This window comes from Ferrovibrio sp. GW821-FHT12D07 (genome assembly GCF_058807275.1).
On record NZ_JBXAQN010000002.1, the window covers coordinates 179,280 to 195,844 of the forward strand.

Sequence of the window (16,565 nt, forward strand, 5' to 3'; positions counted from 1 at the left end):
CTGGCGTTCATTCCGGTTCGTTTGGCTTCATTCGCGTTCGTTTGGCTTCGTTTGCGTTCGTTTGCGTTCGTTTGCGTTCGTTTGGCTTCGTTCGGCTTCGTTTTGGTTCGTTTCGCTTCGTATGACGTCCCCGCCCAATAATCAGCCAACGGATCATTTCTGACTTGAATCTAGTCAAAGAGAACATATAATGAACAATGCAAACTTTCAAGGGCACTATGTCAGACAAGCCTCGTCATCAAACCGCCCGCTTCAGATTTAAAGGGCCGACAGATTTGCTCCAGAAGCTCGACCACGACAGAGAGCGCTTACAGGAAGCAAGTAAAATTAGTCGTGAAGTTTCAGCCTACGCTGCATTCGACTGCGCGGTCAGTGGATGGAGTTTAGTGGACTGGACGTATGAGTATCTTATGGACATTGATCCAATAAAACTCGAAAGGCTTTGCCCAAGCAAAACACTGGCTGACTTCATCCAAGTGATGAAGCAACTCATTCCACAACTTGAGGCTTGCCGTTTAATTGCTACAGGAGCCAAGCATTTTGTTGTGAATTCATCGAACGACAAAACGCTCTATACATCGATCTCTTCCGCAGGTAGCTCCGCGTTTACAGCAGGGCACTCTACGGCTGGCGATCCTCTCAAAACATACGAACACTGGCCTTCGATAATTTCAAACGGTGAACCACAATTCGCCGACGAGCTATTCGCTGATGTCTGGCTTGGTTGGAGCAACTTTCTGTTGATTCACCAAATCGATCAACGCGATTAGGAGAATCGTACAGTATGCTTTTATTACCCTGCCGCCATCTCAGTATATCTGTCAGCCGCCCGGCCTCAAGCGTCTATGCCTTCCTGGCCGATCCGGCGAACTGGCCGAAATGGGCCGCCGGCCTTGGCCGGCTGCACCAGCTCGATGATGGCCGCTGGGTGACCGAGCAGGCGGAAGGTTTGATGAGGGTGCAGTTCAGCCCGCGCAATCCCTTCGGCATCCTCGACCACACAGTCATCACGCCGGACGGCATACAGATTTATGTGCCACTGCGCGTGATCGAGAATGGCGACGGCGCAGAAGTGATCCTGACGCTGTTTCGCCTGCCCGGGATGGACGATGCGAAGTATGCGGCGGATGCGGAGATGGTGATGAAGGATTTGGAGAAACTTATGTACCGCCAAGAATTACCGCATATCTACGAGTTATACGATCTTCTGCCCCAACCCCTGACACCAGAGACGTACTTCCAAAACCTCGAAGAGAGCCTTTCTAGAATCCCGCAGAAGCTACGGCAATACAGAGATCTTGAGAAAGACCTGGCCAACCTCGATCAGACCGCATGGAATTTTCTGAAGTCAGAAGTGAAGCCTCTTCTTCAAAGAAAACATGAAAGACGTGGCTGGTATCAATTGTTCGATAAGCTCAATCAAGCAAAAGCATATAGCTATCTAAAGTTCACCGGCCACGAAAATATTAAGTTCATTCCACCATCACCCAGAGATGGCAAAAAAACACCAGACTTGGACGCTACCAAAGGCGCTGATCGCGTCTTGTGTGAAGTAAAGACGATAAACGTGTCTGATATTGAGGCTAATCGCAGACACTCTGGCGGCGTCTCTACCGTAGAAGATCAATTGAGCATAAATTTTTTCAACAAACTTACAGACAACTTAAATAAAGCTGAAATGCAAATAGCAGAATTCGACTCCGCGCATGCACTGAGACTTATTTATGTCATTGTCAATTTCGATGACTTGCTACACGAGTATTCTGATCGTTATCGCGAGCAGATCAACGAACACATGGCTAAGAATCAAAAATCCGGCCTAACAATCGTTTTCGACTGGAGGCCGCCTTTCGGCAATGCCGTCATTTAGAAAAGCTTATCGAAGCGACCAGAATAGCACTCCTCTCATTCACCCCTTCAAAAACTTCCCTTCATAATCCCCGGCCGGCTGCGGTTTCGCGAACAGGTAGCCCTGCGCCTCGTCGCAGCCCAGCGCCTTCAGCATCTCGACATCCTCCTGCGTCTCCACGCCTTCGGCCACGACGCGCAGGCCGAGGTTATGCGCCATCGAGATAATCGAGGCGACGACCGAATGCGCCTCGCGGCTCTTGCCCATCTGGTGCACAAACGAGCGATCGATCTTCAGCGCATGCACCGGCAGCGTCACCAGATAGTTCAGTGAGGAATAGCCGGTGCCGAAATCGTCGATATAAATCTTGCAGCCGAGCTGGCGCAGGCGGTCGAGCACGCGCTTGGCCGCTTCCGGGTCATCCACCAGCGCGCTCTCGGTCAGTTCGATCTCGATCAGCCTGGGTTCCACGCCCCAGGTTTCCAGCAGCGCCTGGAAGGTATCGAGGAAACGCGGATCGTAGAGATTGCTGGCCGAGAGATTGACCGCCACCGGCAGCACACGGCCGTCTTTCGCCCAGCTATGCTGCTGACGGATCGCAATCGCGATCACCAGCTCTGTCATTGAACGGATCAGGCCGGTCTCCTCGGCCAGCGGCACGAATTTCACCGGCGGCAGGAAGCCGCGCTTGGGGTGGTTCCAGCGGATCAGCGCCTCGGCGCCGCTCAAATTCCCCGTCTGCAGGTCGATCTTGGGCTGATAATGCAGTTCGAGTTCGCGTCGGGTGATCGCGGTGCGCAACTCGGCCGCGATGGCCAGGCGTTCGGGGTTCTCGCGCTCGGTGGCCCCTTCATAGATGAAGATGCCGGAATCCTTGCGCGCGCCGCCGCGTGCCGCAATCGCCGCGCGGCGCAGCAGCGCATCGGCATCGTCGCCATGGCCGGGGAAATAGCTGATGCCGATGGAGGCCGCGATGTCGAGCTCGGCCTCCGCCACCATCACCGGGTCCTGGAACACGCCAAGCGCCGTGCGCGCCAGTTTCATGGTCTGCTCCGGGCTCACATGATCCACGGCCAGGCCGAATTCGTTGGGCGCCAGCCGCGTCAGATACGGCTTGACCTCGGGGATGGCCGAGAGGCGGTCGGCGATCTGCTTCACCGCCGCCAGGCTGGGATTGTAGCCAAAGCCGTCGAACACCTCCTGCAGGCGCGGCATATGGATCACCATGATGGCCAGCGGCTCGTTGCGCTCGGTAGCCGACTGAATCCGTTCGGACAGGCTGCGCAGGAAGGACACGCGATTGGGCAACCCGGTAAAGCGGTCATGGGTCAGCACGTAATCGGCGACGCGCTCGCTTTCCTTCTGCTTCACGGCGGCGCGCGCGATCTGGATGCCGAAGGAAAGATCGGCGGCCATTTCATCCAGCAGGTTCACTTCCGACTCATCGAAAGCATCTTCCTCGGCCGCGATCAGCGTAAACGTCCCGATGACGGCATCCTCCACCTTCAGGGGCAGCGAGATGATCGAGCCGAACTGGCGTTCCACGGCGGCCGCGCGCCAGGGTGCGAAACGCTCGTCCTTGGCCATGCTGCGGATGATGTTGTGAGTCTCGTCGCGGATGGCGCCGCCGACCGAGCCGCGGCCGCGGTCGGTATCGGCCCAGGTCAGCTTCAGCGATTCGATGAAGCCGCGATCCTCGCCATAGCGCGCCACCGTGTCGATGGTCTTGCTCTCGTCATGGCGCATGTAGTTCACGAAGGCCAGACGGTAGCCGCCCTGCGTCACCGCCACCTTGCACATCGCTTCCAGCAGCGAGGGCTCGTCGGGCTCACGCAAAAGAGTGCGGTTGCCCGCACTCAGCGTGCGGAAGGCGCGCGTGAGGCGCTGGCCGTAATTGGCAAGCTCGTCCAGCTTGGCCGCCAGCCGGCCGATCACCTGGCTGCCATGACCGATGCCGGTGCGCGCGGCCCAGTTGCCCTGGCCGATCATCTCGGCTGCCGTCACCAACTGGCCGATGGGCTGGATGATCAGGCGGCGCGAGCCGAGCCAGCCGAACAGCGCGGTGACCAGCACGGTGGCGATCAGGGCGACCAGGCCGGCCTGCAGCGCCGTGTAGCCGGCCGTCTCCACCTCGGCGGTGGGAATGCCGACGCGGACATAGAGATTGGCATCGGGCACCTGGGCATAGGCGACCATGCGCGCCACGCCATCCAGCCCGGCAGACTCCATGAAGCCCTTCGGCTGCCTGGCAATCGTGGCGCGGAAGGCCGCGGCTTCCAGGATTTCGCGCCCAACGTATTTCTCGGGCTCGGGCACGCGGGCCAGCATGCGGCCATTGGAATCCGACAGGCTGACCACCGAATTCGCCGGCAGATGCAGGCCGCTCAGCAGCGCCTGCGCCCATTGGATGTCCAGCGTGGCGATCAGCATCGCCTGCATGAGGTTGTCGCGCACCACCGGCTGGGCCGCGATGACGGTCCAGCGCTGGGTCGTGCGCGTCATCAGCACATCGCTGATCGAGAAGACGCCGCTGCTGGAGGCCGCCTTGAAATAGGCGCGGTCGTTGACCTTGACGTTGATGCTGCCCGGTTCGGTGGCGCAGATGATGGTGCCGGCGGAATCGGCCACGGCGATCTGGAAATACTGCGGATCGAAGCGCTGCAGGTTCTGCAGTCTGGCATTGCATCCGTCATCCCGCAGGGCCTGGGGATCGCGCGTGAGCTGCGCAAGCTGGCCGCGCACCTTGTCGATCACCTGGCCCTGCTGGATGGCGATGGACTGCGCGAGCATCATCGCCTCGGAACGGATATGCTCCAGCTCCTGCGCCCGGCGCGTATCGGCCAGATGCAGCGCGAGCAGGAAGGACGGAATGCAGATCAGCGCGATCAACGCGCCGAGGCGGAAAGACAAGGCATACGTCCCGGTTCTGGACATTGCTTCCCCCATGAGTTCGCTTGCGTAACCCAACGGGCCTATCCAATCACACCGAGGCGTTGTTTTGCAAAGCCTCGCTTCGCACGGAGGCTGGCCGGTTTTCCGCAAAACCACTCGCGCACTTACAAGTGTATGCGAAATGCGCCGGGCACTGATTTTTTCCGGCATGGCTGCCGCAACGCACTATGACGCCCGTGATCACGTAAAGAATTGTAAGCCGGTTTTAACAAGTGGGCGGCACGGCGCGCGGCAATCCGCAGAAAACGCCGAGACGGCCCTTACACACTGCGCAGGCGCAGCAATCACGTTTCCGGAAAGTTAGAGGGCGCGCCGCAAAGCCGCGCTTAAGGTCGGCGGCGACAAAACACACCTGCGTGATTTTTTTCGCCAGAGACACCATGACGCCGCATCTCGACATCGCATTTCCGGACACCGCATCGCATGTGGCGATGCCGGAGTCATTCGTCGAGCGCCTGACGAACGACGGCATGCGGCAGTTGCTGCAATACTGGATCATCTGTCGCGGCACGGCGCGCATGCCCTGGCGGCCGATGTTCGATCCGCTGCGCTTCCGCAAGCTGCTGCCGCATATGCAGCTGCACGAGCGCAAGGACAACGGCCGCTATCTGTGCCGGGTGTCGGGCACCGCCGTGGTGGAAGCCTATGGCTTCGAGAGCACCAACCGCTATATCGGCGAGGTGATCAATCCGGCGCATCTGAGAAGCCGCATCGCCATCCTGAATGACACGCTGGATACCGGCCGGCCGGTTTTCTATGCCGGGTCGCTGGCGCTGGCCGGCCGCGAGTGGCAGGGCCTGCATCGCCTGTCGCTGCCGGTCGCCGATGCCGAGGGCGTGCCGCGCTTCATCTTCAGCCTGCTGGATTTCAGCCGCCGGCCGCCGCGCAACGAACCGATCCCCGGCCTTGCCGATGCCGACCGCCATGGCCTCGCCTTCAAGACCGTGGCGGGCGACGACGACCTCGTCCTATAAAACTCTTATGCGACCGGGAACATCCGGCCGATGATCTGCGCCAGTTCGCCCTGGTCATAGGGCTTGGCCAGACGCGGCAGACTGGTCTCGACGCCGCGCGGCAGTTCGGCATACCCCGAAGCCAGCACGATCGGCAGGCCCGGCCGCACGGCCTGGATCGCCTCGGCCAGCTGGGTGCCGGTCATCTGCGGCATGGCGTGATCGGTGATCACCAGGTCGATCGGGTCGCCGGCCTGCACGATCTCCATGGCCTGCCGGCCCGAATGCGCCTTCAGCACGCTGTGGCCCAGCTCTTCCAGCATCGCGGCGGTGTTCATCAGCACCAGCCCGTCGTCATCCACCGCCAGCACGGCAAGCCTGCGCGTGGCGACTGCCGTCTCTTCGACCGCCACGTCCTTCGGCGGCGCCGCGACATTGTCTTCGGCGCCTGGGTCTTCGGCGCCCGGCAGCCAGAGTTCAGCCGTGGTGCCGACACCGGCACTGCTTTTCAGGATCAGGCGGCCGCCCGACTGCTCGGCCAGGCCCAGCACCATCGGCAGACCCAGGCCGGTGCCCTTGCCCACGCCCTTGGTGGTGAAGAAAGGTTCGGTGGCGCGCGACAGCGTCACCGCGTCCATGCCCTCACCCTCATCGGTGATGGTGAGGCAGACATAGGGGCCGGGCTTCAGGTTGCGCTCCAGACCCAGATCGTCGGTGCTGTGGATCGTCTCGTTGCGCGCCGAAATCAGGATGTTGCCGCCGGTGGGCATGGCATCGCGCGCATTCACGGCGAGATTGAGCAGGGCGGATTCAAGCTGGTTTGCGTCGACGCGTGCCGGCCGCAGGCCGATCGGGAAACGGCTTTCGATCATCACCGCAGGCCCGATCGAGCGCTGCAGCAGGCCCGACATGCCATGCACCAGTGCCGGAAGCTTCACCGCTTCGGGCTTGAGGTCCTGGCGGCGCGCGAAGGACAGCAGCCGCTTGGTCAGCGCCGCGCCGCGCTGGGCGCCGAGCACGGCATTCTCGATGAAGGGCGTGACGCGCGGATCGGGCACCATGCGCTTGCGCACCAGATCGAGGCTGCCCAGCACCGCCATCAGCAGGTTGTTGAAGTCATGCGCGATGCCGCCGGTGAGCTGGCCCAGCGCTTCCATCTTCTGCGACTGGAACAGCGCCTCGCGCGCCAGCTCCAGCTCGCGCTGCACTTCTTTCCGTTCGGTGATGTCGCGCGTCACCTTGGCAAAGCCCATGATCTCGCCGGCATCGTTGCGGATCGGGTCGATCACCACGCTGGCCCAGAAGCGCGTGCCGTCCTTGCGCAGGCGCCAGCCTTCCTTCTCGAAGCGGCCGGCCATCACCGCCGTCTGCAGCGCCTTCTCCGGCTCGTTGTTGGCGCGGTCTTCGGGCGTGTAGAAGGTGGAGAAATGCTTGCCGACGATGTCTTCGGGTGCATAGCCCTTGATGCGTTGGGCGCCGACATTCCAGTTGCTGACATGGCCGGTGGGATCGAGCATGTAGATGGCGTAGTCGGTGACGCCCTGCACCAGCAGGCGGAAGCGCTCCTCGCTTTCGCGCAGCGCGTCCTGCGCCGACTTGCGTTCGGTCAGGTCGCGCGTGATCTTGGCAAAGCCGATCAACTCGCCGGCATCGTTGCGGATCGCGTCGATGATGACATGGGCCCAGAAGCGTGTGCCATCCTTGCGGATGCGCCAACCTTCATTCTCGAAACTGCCGGTCTCGCGTGCGGTCTTCAGCGCGCGCGTCGGCAGACCGCTGGTGCGGTCTTCGTCGGTATAGAAGGTGGAAAAATGCCGCCCGATGATTTCCTCGGGCGTATAGCCCTTGAAGCGCTGGGCACCGCGGTTCCAGCTCTGGATCACGCCCTCGGGGCTGAGCATGTAGATGGCATAGTCAAGAACCGCGTCGACGAGCAGGCGGTAGCGCCCCTCGTCGGTCAGCGAGGCGCTGAACCGGTCGGCGCTTTTCACCAGCGCCGCGTCTTCCCTTTTTTCACCGGCCACGTCTGACTTCCCCGCCCCGCGCCGGCCATCCTGAGCCACCGCACCCTTGTTCCACTGTCCCGCATGATGGGGGCTCTCGGCTGTTTTGACCATCATTTTGCCGGCAAACCGCCCCCAAACTACGTCTCACCATTCTGCGAAGGCAGGTGGTGGCGTTGAACAACGGATGCGCCAGCGCGAAGTTCCTGACCGGGGTAAATCCGTCATGGCAATTCGCCCGCATGGACGAAACAGAGCTTGTTGCCTTCTGGATCGCGGCAATACGCGCCGTAATAATCCGCGCTGTAGTTGGGCCGCAGACCGGGCGCGCCTTCATCAGTGCCGCCGGACGCCAGTGCGATCTCCCAGGCCGCGCGCACGGCCTGCTGCGATGGCGCGGCAAACGAGACCTGCCAGCCATTGCCCCAGGTCGCCGGCAGGCCGTTGAAGGGCAACTGCACCACGAATTGCGGCCAGCGCTGGCCCGGCCGCTGCCAGATCACACCGTCCGGGCCGCCATCGGGTTCGAAGGGCTGACGCTGCAGGCCGAAAGGTGCCAGCACCTTGTCGTAGAAAGCGGTCATACGGTCGAGATCGCGTGCGCCGATCTGGATATGGCTGAACATGCAGACCTCTTTTCTCTGCCGCCGCTTTCCTCTGCCGCTGCGGTTTCGTCAGCCCACCAACCACCCCTTTGGGCGAAAGTTCCGCCTATACGCCCGGCCTGAAGTCCCTGGTATGCACGCCTCAACGGGAGCAGAGGGAAGAGGCTTCGCGGCCCGGTTGCGGCTGGAAAGCGGCCGGCGTACAAACCGGTTCGCTTCCTTTCCCATCACCGGCCCGGCCCGTTTCCCGTCCCATGCTTCTGTTCCGCCCCCTGCGCGATCGCAACATGACCCTGCTGTGGCTTGGCGCCAGCATCGCCGGACTGGGTCTGCAGATTTACGATGCCACCATCATCTGGTTCATGGTCGAGGCGCTGGGCACCCATGCCACTGTCGTCGTCGCCATCACGGCCTTCATCTCGCTGGTCTTCGCGCTGTTCGGCGGCGCGCTGGTCGACCGCTTCGACGAATTCACCGGCCTGGCCTGGATCGACCTGCTACGCGGTCTGCTGGTGCTGCTGCCGGTCGGCTGGCTCGTCTTCTCGCCTGACGACATGTGGGTCCTGATTCCGGCCGTACTGCTGATGGCGGTGCTGCGCCCCCTGCCCCTGCCGCTGGCCTATGGCGCGCTGCCGCGCCTGAGCGCGGAAAGCGGCGTCCTGCATGCCATGAACGCACTGGTCGACAGTTCGCAGCGGCTGGCGCGCATCATGGGTCCGATGCTGATCGGCGTGCTGCAGGTGGCCCTGCAGCAGGTGTGGATTCTCGGCCTGGCCGCGCTCTGCTTCCTGTTGTCGTCCGCCTGCGCGACCACGGTGCGACGGCAACTGGATGGCACGATGGCGGCGGCGAAGATCGAGATGCCGACACCGCCCTTCGCCAAGACACGGCCGATCGACGATGTGCTGGACGCGTTTCGCGTAGCCAAAGCACGCGCCGATGTCTTCTATGCCATCGTCACCAACATGATCAGCAACGGCGGCTGGCAGCTTGGCCTGATCCTGGGCACGGCCCTGTTGCTGCATGGCGAGAAGATCGACGATATCGGTGGCTATGCGTCCATTCTGGCGGCCTATGGCTGCGGCAACGTGTTGTCGAGCCTGATCAGCGGCAACCTCGCCATCCGTAATCCGCCGCGCTGGACGCTGACCGGCCACTGCATCGCAGGCTGCGGCTACATGATGATGGCCTGGGCGCCCGATCTGGAGATGCTGATGCTGGCCGCGGCAATCACCGCATCGGGCCCGCCCATCGCCGACCTGTCATTCCTCAGCATGATCCAGAAAGACAATGGACATGGGGGCACCAAGACGGTGGCGCGGCTCTATCGCCTCAAGCTGGTCGGCTCGTGGATCGGTGGTCTGGGGTCGGTGCTGGCCGGCAGCCTGCTGTTCCAGCTCTTCGGCGTCCGCCCGGTGATCTTCGCCTGCGGCTTCGCGCTCGCGGCATCGGCGGTGATCGGCTACCGCTGGTTTAAAGCCAGACCAGAATAAGGGCGACCACCGCCGGCAGCGCCTGCACATAGAGGATGCGGCGGCTGACCGTCGCCGCGCCGTAGACGCCGGCCACGATCACGCAGAGCAGGAAGAAGGTCTTCACCTGCAGCGCCACGGCCGGATCGGGATGCACAAGGCCCCAGACCAGACCGGCGACGAGGAAGCCGTTATACAGGCCCTGATTGGCGGCAAGGATTCTGGTGGTCTCGGCCTTCTCCGGCGTGTTGCGGAAGACGCGCAGGCCGGTCGGTTTGGTCCACAGCACCATTTCCAGCAACATGAAATACAGATGCAGCAGCGCCACAATGGCGACCAGGATATTCGCAGCGAGACTCATGACATTCCCCCAGGACGGTTCTGCGTTGCAGTCTAGCATTTCCGGCGCCGGCTGAATATGGCGCATCCCCGCGGTTCACAGACCGCTGGCTGCATACCGAAAGCGAATTCGGGCGACTTTGATCCATGGACATGGTCTACTGACCGCACAAATCGAGCCTCCTGCTCCTTTTGCAAGGAGCATGATGACCGACCTTATCCTGCCGACCGATGATGCTTTCGCCAAGCTGGACAAGGCCGAGCAGAAACGGACTCTCGTCAGCCTGCTCGACAATTTCCTCGACCATGCCGCTGCCGTCAATCGCACGCCCGACGACTGGGAGCGTGCCGCCTTCCGCTATGCCGTCACCTGCCTGCGCCATAACCTGATCTCAGCCGCGATGCCGGAACTGAAGCGGCTGGTGACACCGGCCCTGCAGCGTCCCGACGGCCGTGTGCCGAAGGACAAATATCCACAGACTGTCGCCGCGCTGCGCGCTGAATTGCTGGATCTCCTCGACGAACGCTGAGGCTGCGAATCGTTTCACGATTTCGCCATGATTGATGCCGCCGCCAGCGGGAACCGCATGGCAGACGCGCCGTTAATGTTCTGTTCCCAGAACAGGAGGCCGCCATGGCCAGCAGTCGTCATCCGTCCGAAATGAACAAGCCGTCCAAAGAACAGGTCAAGGAAGCCAAGCGCGAGGGTCGCGACGAAGACGCCGAACTCGACGCGGCGCTGCGCGACAGTTTCCCGGCCAGCGATCCAGTGGCGATCAGCCAGCCGACCGCCTCCAGCGGTTCGCTCGCCGGTCACCGCGACGATAACGCCGCCGGCGACAAAACCCGTCGCAAGCTGCATGAACGCGTCAATGTCGCCGACAAGCAGGAACTGGAATACTGGACTGACCGCCTTGGCGTGTCGGAAGCCAAACTGAAGGAAGCCGTCAAATCAGTCGGCTTCTTCCCGCAGGAAGTCGCCCACTATCTGGGCAAGACTCTCTGACGCCGCATCCAGTCGTCGGGCGGGTCAGAGCATGAACCGCCCGACGATATAAAGACCCAGCAGCAGCAGCGCGACGAAGAACAGGCGACGGAAGGCCGCTTCCGAAAGCCGGTCGCGCATTTTCTGCCCGGCCACCATGCCGAGCACCGCCGGCACCACGCCCGCCGCCGATATCCACAACAGATTGCCGCCGATCATGTCGCGGCCGCCCAGCGCCACCGCTAGCGCCAGGGTGGACGCCATGAACAGAAGACCCATTGCCTGCACGAGCTGGTCGCGCGTCAGCCCCAGCGATTGCAGATAGAGCACACCCGGCACCACGAACGAACCGGTGAGCCCGGTCAGCACACCATTGATGATGCCGACAACAGGCCCGGCCCAGATTTCATGCCGGGCCGGAATGGCCACCGGCGGACGCGCCAAGCCGATCACCGCATAGATGATCAGCAGCAGGCCGAGCAGCACCGAGAGCAGTTTGGTGTCGACGCTGTCGAGCGCCGCGGCCCCGAACCAGATGGCGACGGCGGCGGTGAGCAGGAAGGGCCAGAGCCGCCGCATCAGCAGGCGGAAATGGCCGCCGACACAGGCCTGCCAGATATTGGTGGCGAAGTTGGGCACCAGCAGCACGATCATCGCCATGCGCAGGTCCATGGTCGCGGCCAGCAGGCCCAGCGAGATGCTGGGCAACCCCAGACCCATCACCCCCTTCACGGCGCCGGCGAGCAGAAAGACAACGGCGATCCAGACCAGGGCAGACACATCGAAACCAAGCACGGGGTAATCCTCTTGAAGGGACGGGAGACGGTCTTATCGCAGATTGCAGGGATGCAATGTTTCGGTCGTGGCCGAAGTATTTTCGGCTACAGTTCCGCCGCATTTCCAGCCGCGAGAGCCATCATGCTGACCATTCTGGGCAAACCGGAATCCATCAATGTCCGCAAGGTGCTGTGGACCTGCGCCGAGATCGGCCTGGACTACAGCCACGATCCGAACTGGGGCGGCGCCGGCCGCTCGACCCGCGAAGCGGACTTTCTCGGCCTCAATCCGCATGGTCTCGTGCCGGTGCTGCAGGATGACGATGTGACGCTGTGGGAATCGAACAGCATCGTGCGCTATCTGGCCGCCAGGCATGGCCGCCATGACCTGCTGCCCGCCGATGCCGTCGGGCGCGCCCGCGTCGAGATGTGGATGGACTGGCAGGTCGGCGATTTCAACGGCTCGTGGCGGCATGCCTTCCTCGGACTGGTGCGCAAGAACCCCGCCTTCCAGAACCAGGCCGAGATCGAGCGCTCGATCCGCGAATGGACCGCGCATATGGCGAGCCTGGACCAGCAGCTTGCCCGCACTAAAGCCTTTGTCACCGGCGACAGCTTCACGGCGGCCGACATCGTCATCGGGCTGTCGGTCAACCGCTGGTTCATGACGCCCATCACGCATCAGGACTTCCCGGCGGTGACGACCTATTACGACCGCCTGAGCCAGCGTCCGGCCTTCATGCAGCATGGCCGCAACGGGCTACCGTAAGATCAGCGCTTCTTCTTCTCGTAGCGGTCAGTCAACGCCTTCGCCGCCTTCGCCTCGCTCTGCAGCCGCCAGCCGGCGAAGATCACGTCGCTTACCCGGCCGCGCGCATTGCGCTTGAGCACCACATCCTCGCCATAGCTGGCAAAGGCGCCGGCCTGACTGATGCGCGCGCGGTCCCTGCCGGTGATGGTCAGCTCACTGGCATCCATGAAGGGATTGAAGGCCACCGGATTGGCCGCCAATACCTTGGTCGCCATCGGCACCAGATCGCTGCAGCCCCCAAAGCCCCACCAGCGCCCGCGCCAGTCGGCGGTGCGGCGGGTTGGCGCACCGTTGCGCAGGAAGCCGCGCAGGATATGCACGATACCATCCAGCCATGGCCCGGCCAGGCCGTCGCCGGAATTGGTCAGCACCGCAATCGCGATCTCCTGATCGGGGAAGAACGCCGTGCGGGTGATGAAGCCGGGGAAGCCGCCGCCATGGCCGTACCAGGTCCAATCGCCGATCGGGCCGCTGGCAATGCCCAGGCCATAATGCTGCTCCATCGACGAATGCGGATCGCGCCATTGCCGCCGCATCATCTCGCGCCGGCTGGCGGCCGAGATCGGGCTGCGTTTCGCGTTGGGAGCAAGCTGCGCGAAAAAGCGCGCCAGATCGGCCGCCGTACTGACAAAGCCGGTGGCCGGCGCCATCGCCTGCGTGGGCATGATGGCTGGAATGGTGACGCGGCGATCCAGCAGCAGCTTGCCGCTATAGCCTGTCGCCATCTTTGGGCGCAGACGGGGCAGCATGTCCGGCGTGGTCTCGCTCAGCCCAGCCGCCTGCACGATCTCGCGCTGCATCCAGTCGGCATAGCGCTCGCCCGTTACCGCCTCGATCACCAGGCCGAGCAGGCCATAGCCGTGATTGGAGTATTTGAGCCGCGTTGACCCTGCGATCACCGGCGGCGATGCCAGCGCTCCGCGCAGGGTCTTGGCATCGGGGAACGGGCGCGCTTCGGCCCAGTGGCTGGGATCGGCGCTGTCGCGGGTGATGCCCGCGCCATGGGACAGCAGCTGCTGGATGGTGGCATCGGCGATCTTCGGATGCAGGTTATCGACATACTCGCCGACCGGATCGTCCAGCCGCAGCGCGCGCTGCTCGCGCAGCTTCATGATGCCGGCCGCCGTGAAGCTCTTGGAATGCGAGGCGACGCGGAACAGATGGCGCGGCGTCATCGGCGTTTTCTTCTGTACATCGGCATAGCCATAGGCCGCCTCGAAGACGATCCGTCCGCGATGGGTGATGGCGACCGTGCAGCCCGGCCGCTGGAACACACGCATCTGGAAGCCCAGCCAGTCGGGGATGTAATCCAGCGCCGCCTTCATTGCCTTGTCCATGCAGGCACTCCCCTTCTGATTTCACTGGCTGATTTCACTGGCTGATTTCACTGGCTGATTTCACTGGCTGATTTCACCGGTGCGATTTCGCTGGTATGCGGCAGGCCGCGATCCAACCAGCAGTTATTGATGGAAAAGTTATGCCGATGCCACGACTGCCACGCCGTCGAATCGTGTAGACTGGCAGCAACCATAAAACAGGAGGAACCCGATGAACCAGACCCGTCGCGACCATCTAAAAACCGCCGCGCTAGGCGCAGCAGGCCTGGCGCTGGCCGGCACGGCTGCATCCACGGCCGAAGCCGCCGCCACGCCGAAGCCCGCCTTCACGGTGCGGCAGACCACCATCCCCATCGTCGGCTCGGACCAGGTATTTCCGGTGCGCCGCATCTACTGCATCGGCCGCAACTATGCCGCCCATGCGCGCGAGATGGGCTCCGATCCCAACCGCGAGCCGCCCTTCTTCTTCCAGAAGCCGACCGATGCGATCCAGCTGGTGCCGGCCGGCGGCAGCGCCGACCATCCCTATCCGACGCTGACCAAGAACTATCATCACGAGGTGGAGCTGGTGGCGGCGCTGAAATCCGGCGGCCGCAACATCCCCACCGACAAGGCGCTGCAGCATGTCTACGGCTATGCGCTCGGCCTCGACATGACGCGGCGCGACCTGCAGCGCGCCATGGGCGACGAAAAGAAACCCTGGGAGATCGGCAAGAGCTTCGACATGTCGGCGCCCATCGGGCCGATCCATCCCGTCGCCAAGACCGGGCATTTCACCAAGGGCGACATCTCGCTCGCCGTGAACGGCACGGTGCGGCAGAAGTCCGATCTGGCCAACATGATCTGGAGCGTGGCCGAGCAGATTTCAAAACTCTCGGAAGCCTTCGAGCTGAAGGCGGGCGACATCATCTATTCCGGCACGCCGGAAAATGTCGGTCCGGTGGTGAAGGGCGACGTGCTGCTGTGCAAGATCGCCGGCCTGCCTGATCTGTCGATCAAGATCACCTGACACCAGTCCCTTTCGCCGGAATGCAAAACGGGCAGCCTTATCAGGCTGCCCGTTTCAGTTTCACTCCTCGTCGACGAAGGGATTTTTGCCCTTGCGCAGATGCATGCGGATCGGCACGCCCTGTAGGTCGAAGATTTCGCGCAGGCCGTTGATCAGGTAGCGCAGGTAGGATTCCGGAATGAACTCGGCGCGCGGCGCGAACAGCGCAATGGTCGGCGGACGCGCCTTGACCTGGGTGGCATAGCGGATGCGCACGGTGCGGCCGCCGGCCAGCGGCGGCGCGTTGCGCTGGGTCGCTTCGTCGAGCCAGCGATTGAGCTGCGCGGTGCGGATGCGGGTGTTCCAGCGCTGGTACTGCGCCATCACGGCAGGTAGCAGGCGATCCAGATGGCGGCCGGTGAGCGCCGAGAAAGTGATGACGGGAACGCCGCGCGCCTGCGGCAGCGAGCGCTCCAGCCGGTCCTCGATATCCTTCAAGGTCAGCGCGCGATCCTCGACGGCATCCCACTTGTTCACCGCGAGGACCAGCGCGCGCCCTTCGGACAGCACATGGTCGGCGATGGTGAGGTCCTGCTTGTCGAAGCCAAGCGCGCCGTCCAGCACCAGCACCACGACCTGCGCCATGCGGATGGTGCGCAAGCTGTCGGCGACCGACAGCTTTTCCAGCTTCTGCTCGACGCGTGCCTTGCGCCGCATGCCGGCGGTATCCACCAGGCGAATCTCGCGGCCTTCGTATTCCCACTTGATGGCGATGGCGTCGCGGGTCAGGCCCGGCTCGGGGCCCGTGAGCAGGCGGTCGCTGCCGATCAGCTTGTTGATCAGGGTCGACTTGCCGGCATTGGGCCGGCCGACGATGGCAAGCTGGATCGGGCGCGAGGTATCGTCAATCGGCGTCTCGGCATCGGGGTCGATGTCGATATCGGCCTGCACGTCATCGAGCAGGTCGGTTTCATCGCCGGGAACGGCATCGCTGCCGCCATGGCCGATATGCTTGAGCAGCGCGATGGCCAGGTCGTACAGCCCCTCGCCATGCTCGGCCGAGACCGGCAGCGGATCGCCGAAGCCAAGACCGTAGGCCTCGCCCACGCCGGTCTTGCCCGCCCCGCCTTCGCATTTGTTGGCGAGCAGCAGCACCGGTGTCTTCTGCTTGCGCAGCCAGTTGGCGAAATGCTTGTCGTCCGGCGTGACGCCGGCGCGGCCGTCGATCACGAACAGCACCGCGTCGGCCTCGCGCACCGCTACCTCGGTCTGCAGCCGCATGCGGCCGGCCATGGTCTCGCTATCGGCATCTTCCAGGCCGGCGGTGTCGACGGCGGTGAATTCCAGGTCGCCCAGGCGCGCAGCACCCTCGCGCCGGTCGCGCGTCACGCCGGGTGTGTCGTCGACAATAGCAAGCCGCTTGCCCACCAGACGGTTGAACAGCGTCGACTTGCCGACATTGGGTCGGCCGACAATGGCAATCTTGGCAGGCATT

The 16,565-nt window shown here is 62.9% G+C and carries 15 protein-coding genes; 8 read left to right on the top strand and 7 right to left on the bottom strand.

Translation table 11 applies throughout. The annotated features are described in order from the left end of the window. The first annotated feature begins 197 nt into the window (after positions 1-197). Together AC1RRE_RS12645 and AC1RRE_RS12650 are read left to right on the top strand one after the other, a co-directional pair. Complete coding sequence (locus AC1RRE_RS12645; RefSeq protein WP_492981539.1) at positions 198-770, top strand: hypothetical protein; 573 nt, start codon at positions 198-200, stop codon at positions 768-770. A 14-nt stretch (positions 771-784) separates the two neighbouring features. After that, entirely contained in the window at positions 785-1,870 is a 1,086-nt protein-coding gene (locus AC1RRE_RS12650) for a hypothetical protein (protein WP_492981540.1), read from the top strand. Positions 1,871-1,909: 39 nt separating this feature from the next. Here AC1RRE_RS12650 and AC1RRE_RS12655 read toward each other — a convergent pair whose 3' ends face one another. After that, complete coding sequence (locus tag AC1RRE_RS12655; RefSeq protein WP_492981541.1) at positions 1,910-4,759, bottom strand: bifunctional diguanylate cyclase/phosphodiesterase; 2,850 nt, start codon at positions 4,757-4,759, stop codon at positions 1,910-1,912. Between the two features lie 422 nt (positions 4,760-5,181). On the opposite strand from AC1RRE_RS12655, the gene AC1RRE_RS12660 reads away from it, so the two are divergent. Further along, a complete protein-coding gene (locus AC1RRE_RS12660) occupies positions 5,182-5,775 on the top strand; it encodes a PAS domain-containing protein (protein WP_492981542.1) in 594 nt (197 codons plus the stop codon). Positions 5,776-5,780: 5 nt separating this feature from the next. Here the strand turns inward: AC1RRE_RS12660 and AC1RRE_RS12665 are convergent, their stop codons facing one another. Together AC1RRE_RS12665 and AC1RRE_RS12670 are read right to left on the bottom strand one after the other, a co-directional pair. Continuing rightward, a complete protein-coding gene (locus AC1RRE_RS12665; RefSeq protein WP_492981543.1) occupies positions 5,781-7,778 on the bottom strand; it encodes a hybrid sensor histidine kinase/response regulator in 1,998 nt (665 codons plus the stop codon). A gap of 203 nt (positions 7,779-7,981) precedes the next feature. Beyond that, positions 7,982-8,383, bottom strand: a complete 402-nt coding sequence (locus AC1RRE_RS12670; protein ID WP_492981544.1) for a VOC family protein — start codon at positions 8,381-8,383, stop codon at positions 7,982-7,984. Positions 8,384-8,616: 233 nt separating this feature from the next. Here AC1RRE_RS12670 and AC1RRE_RS12675 point away from each other — a divergent pair, with 233 nt between their 5' ends. Next, a complete protein-coding gene (locus AC1RRE_RS12675) occupies positions 8,617-9,855 on the top strand; it encodes an MFS transporter (protein WP_492981545.1) in 1,239 nt (412 codons plus the stop codon). On the opposite strand, the gene AC1RRE_RS12680 is transcribed toward AC1RRE_RS12675, so the two are convergent. Beyond that, complete coding sequence (locus AC1RRE_RS12680; protein ID WP_492981546.1) at positions 9,836-10,195, bottom strand: DUF1304 domain-containing protein; 360 nt, start codon at positions 10,193-10,195, stop codon at positions 9,836-9,838. The genes AC1RRE_RS12675 and AC1RRE_RS12680 overlap by 20 nt on opposite strands. Before the next feature lie 184 nt (positions 10,196-10,379). Here AC1RRE_RS12680 and AC1RRE_RS12685 point away from each other — a divergent pair, with 184 nt between their 5' ends. Both AC1RRE_RS12685 and AC1RRE_RS12690 read left to right on the top strand, forming a co-directional pair. Next, positions 10,380-10,703 (top strand): hypothetical protein, encoded by a 324-nt coding sequence (locus tag AC1RRE_RS12685; RefSeq protein ID WP_492981547.1) that lies wholly within the window; start codon positions 10,380-10,382, stop codon positions 10,701-10,703. A gap of 104 nt (positions 10,704-10,807) precedes the next feature. After that, positions 10,808-11,179, top strand: coding sequence for a DUF3606 domain-containing protein (locus AC1RRE_RS12690; RefSeq protein WP_492981548.1), 372 nt, complete (start codon positions 10,808-10,810; stop codon positions 11,177-11,179). A 24-nt stretch (positions 11,180-11,203) separates the two neighbouring features. Here AC1RRE_RS12690 and AC1RRE_RS12695 read toward each other — a convergent pair whose 3' ends face one another. After that, entirely contained in the window at positions 11,204-11,953 is a 750-nt protein-coding gene (locus AC1RRE_RS12695; protein WP_492981549.1) for a sulfite exporter TauE/SafE family protein, read from the bottom strand. A 123-nt stretch (positions 11,954-12,076) separates the two neighbouring features. Between AC1RRE_RS12695 and AC1RRE_RS12700 the strand changes: the two genes are divergently transcribed. After that, a complete protein-coding gene (locus AC1RRE_RS12700) occupies positions 12,077-12,703 on the top strand; it encodes a glutathione S-transferase family protein (RefSeq protein WP_492981550.1) in 627 nt (208 codons plus the stop codon). Between the two features lie 2 nt (positions 12,704-12,705). Here the strand turns inward: AC1RRE_RS12700 and AC1RRE_RS12705 are convergent, their stop codons facing one another. Next, positions 12,706-14,082: a serine hydrolase domain-containing protein gene (locus tag AC1RRE_RS12705; RefSeq protein ID WP_492981551.1), complete on the bottom strand. Its 1,377-nt coding sequence runs from the start codon at positions 14,080-14,082 to the stop codon at positions 12,706-12,708. Positions 14,083-14,293: 211 nt separating this feature from the next. On the opposite strand from AC1RRE_RS12705, the gene AC1RRE_RS12710 reads away from it, so the two are divergent. Then, positions 14,294-15,091, top strand: a complete 798-nt coding sequence (locus AC1RRE_RS12710) for a fumarylacetoacetate hydrolase family protein (RefSeq protein ID WP_492981552.1) — start codon at positions 14,294-14,296, stop codon at positions 15,089-15,091. Between the two features lie 60 nt (positions 15,092-15,151). Here the strand turns inward: AC1RRE_RS12710 and der are convergent, their stop codons facing one another. Beyond that, complete coding sequence (gene der / locus AC1RRE_RS12715) at positions 15,152-16,564, bottom strand: ribosome biogenesis GTPase Der (protein ID WP_492981553.1); 1,413 nt, start codon at positions 16,562-16,564, stop codon at positions 15,152-15,154. Between the last annotated feature and the right edge of the window lies 1 nt (position 16,565).

Excerpts from the sequence above, each read along its gene's own strand:
- AC1RRE_RS12645 (WP_492981539.1), top strand. The coding sequence starts at position 198 with ATGCAAACTTTCAAGGGCACTATGTCAGACAAGCCTCGTCATCAAACC.
- AC1RRE_RS12650 (WP_492981540.1), top strand. The coding sequence starts at position 785 with ATGCTTTTATTACCCTGCCGCCATCTCAGTATATCTGTCAGCCGCCCG.
- AC1RRE_RS12660 (WP_492981542.1), top strand. The coding sequence starts at position 5,182 with ATGACGCCGCATCTCGACATCGCATTTCCGGACACCGCATCGCATGTG.
- AC1RRE_RS12670 (WP_492981544.1), bottom strand. The coding sequence starts at position 8,383 with ATGTTCAGCCATATCCAGATCGGCGCACGCGATCTCGACCGTATGACC.
- AC1RRE_RS12675 (WP_492981545.1), top strand. The coding sequence starts at position 8,617 with ATGCTTCTGTTCCGCCCCCTGCGCGATCGCAACATGACCCTGCTGTGG.
- AC1RRE_RS12680 (WP_492981546.1), bottom strand. The coding sequence starts at position 10,195 with ATGAGTCTCGCTGCGAATATCCTGGTCGCCATTGTGGCGCTGCTGCAT.
- AC1RRE_RS12685 (WP_492981547.1), top strand. The coding sequence starts at position 10,380 with ATGACCGACCTTATCCTGCCGACCGATGATGCTTTCGCCAAGCTGGAC.
- AC1RRE_RS12690 (WP_492981548.1), top strand. The coding sequence starts at position 10,808 with ATGGCCAGCAGTCGTCATCCGTCCGAAATGAACAAGCCGTCCAAAGAA.
- AC1RRE_RS12700 (WP_492981550.1), top strand. The coding sequence starts at position 12,077 with ATGCTGACCATTCTGGGCAAACCGGAATCCATCAATGTCCGCAAGGTG.
- AC1RRE_RS12705 (WP_492981551.1), bottom strand. The coding sequence starts at position 14,082 with ATGGACAAGGCAATGAAGGCGGCGCTGGATTACATCCCCGACTGGCTG.
- AC1RRE_RS12710 (WP_492981552.1), top strand. The coding sequence starts at position 14,294 with ATGAACCAGACCCGTCGCGACCATCTAAAAACCGCCGCGCTAGGCGCA.
- der (WP_492981553.1), bottom strand. The coding sequence starts at position 16,564 with ATGCCTGCCAAGATTGCCATTGTCGGCCGACCCAATGTCGGCAAGTCG.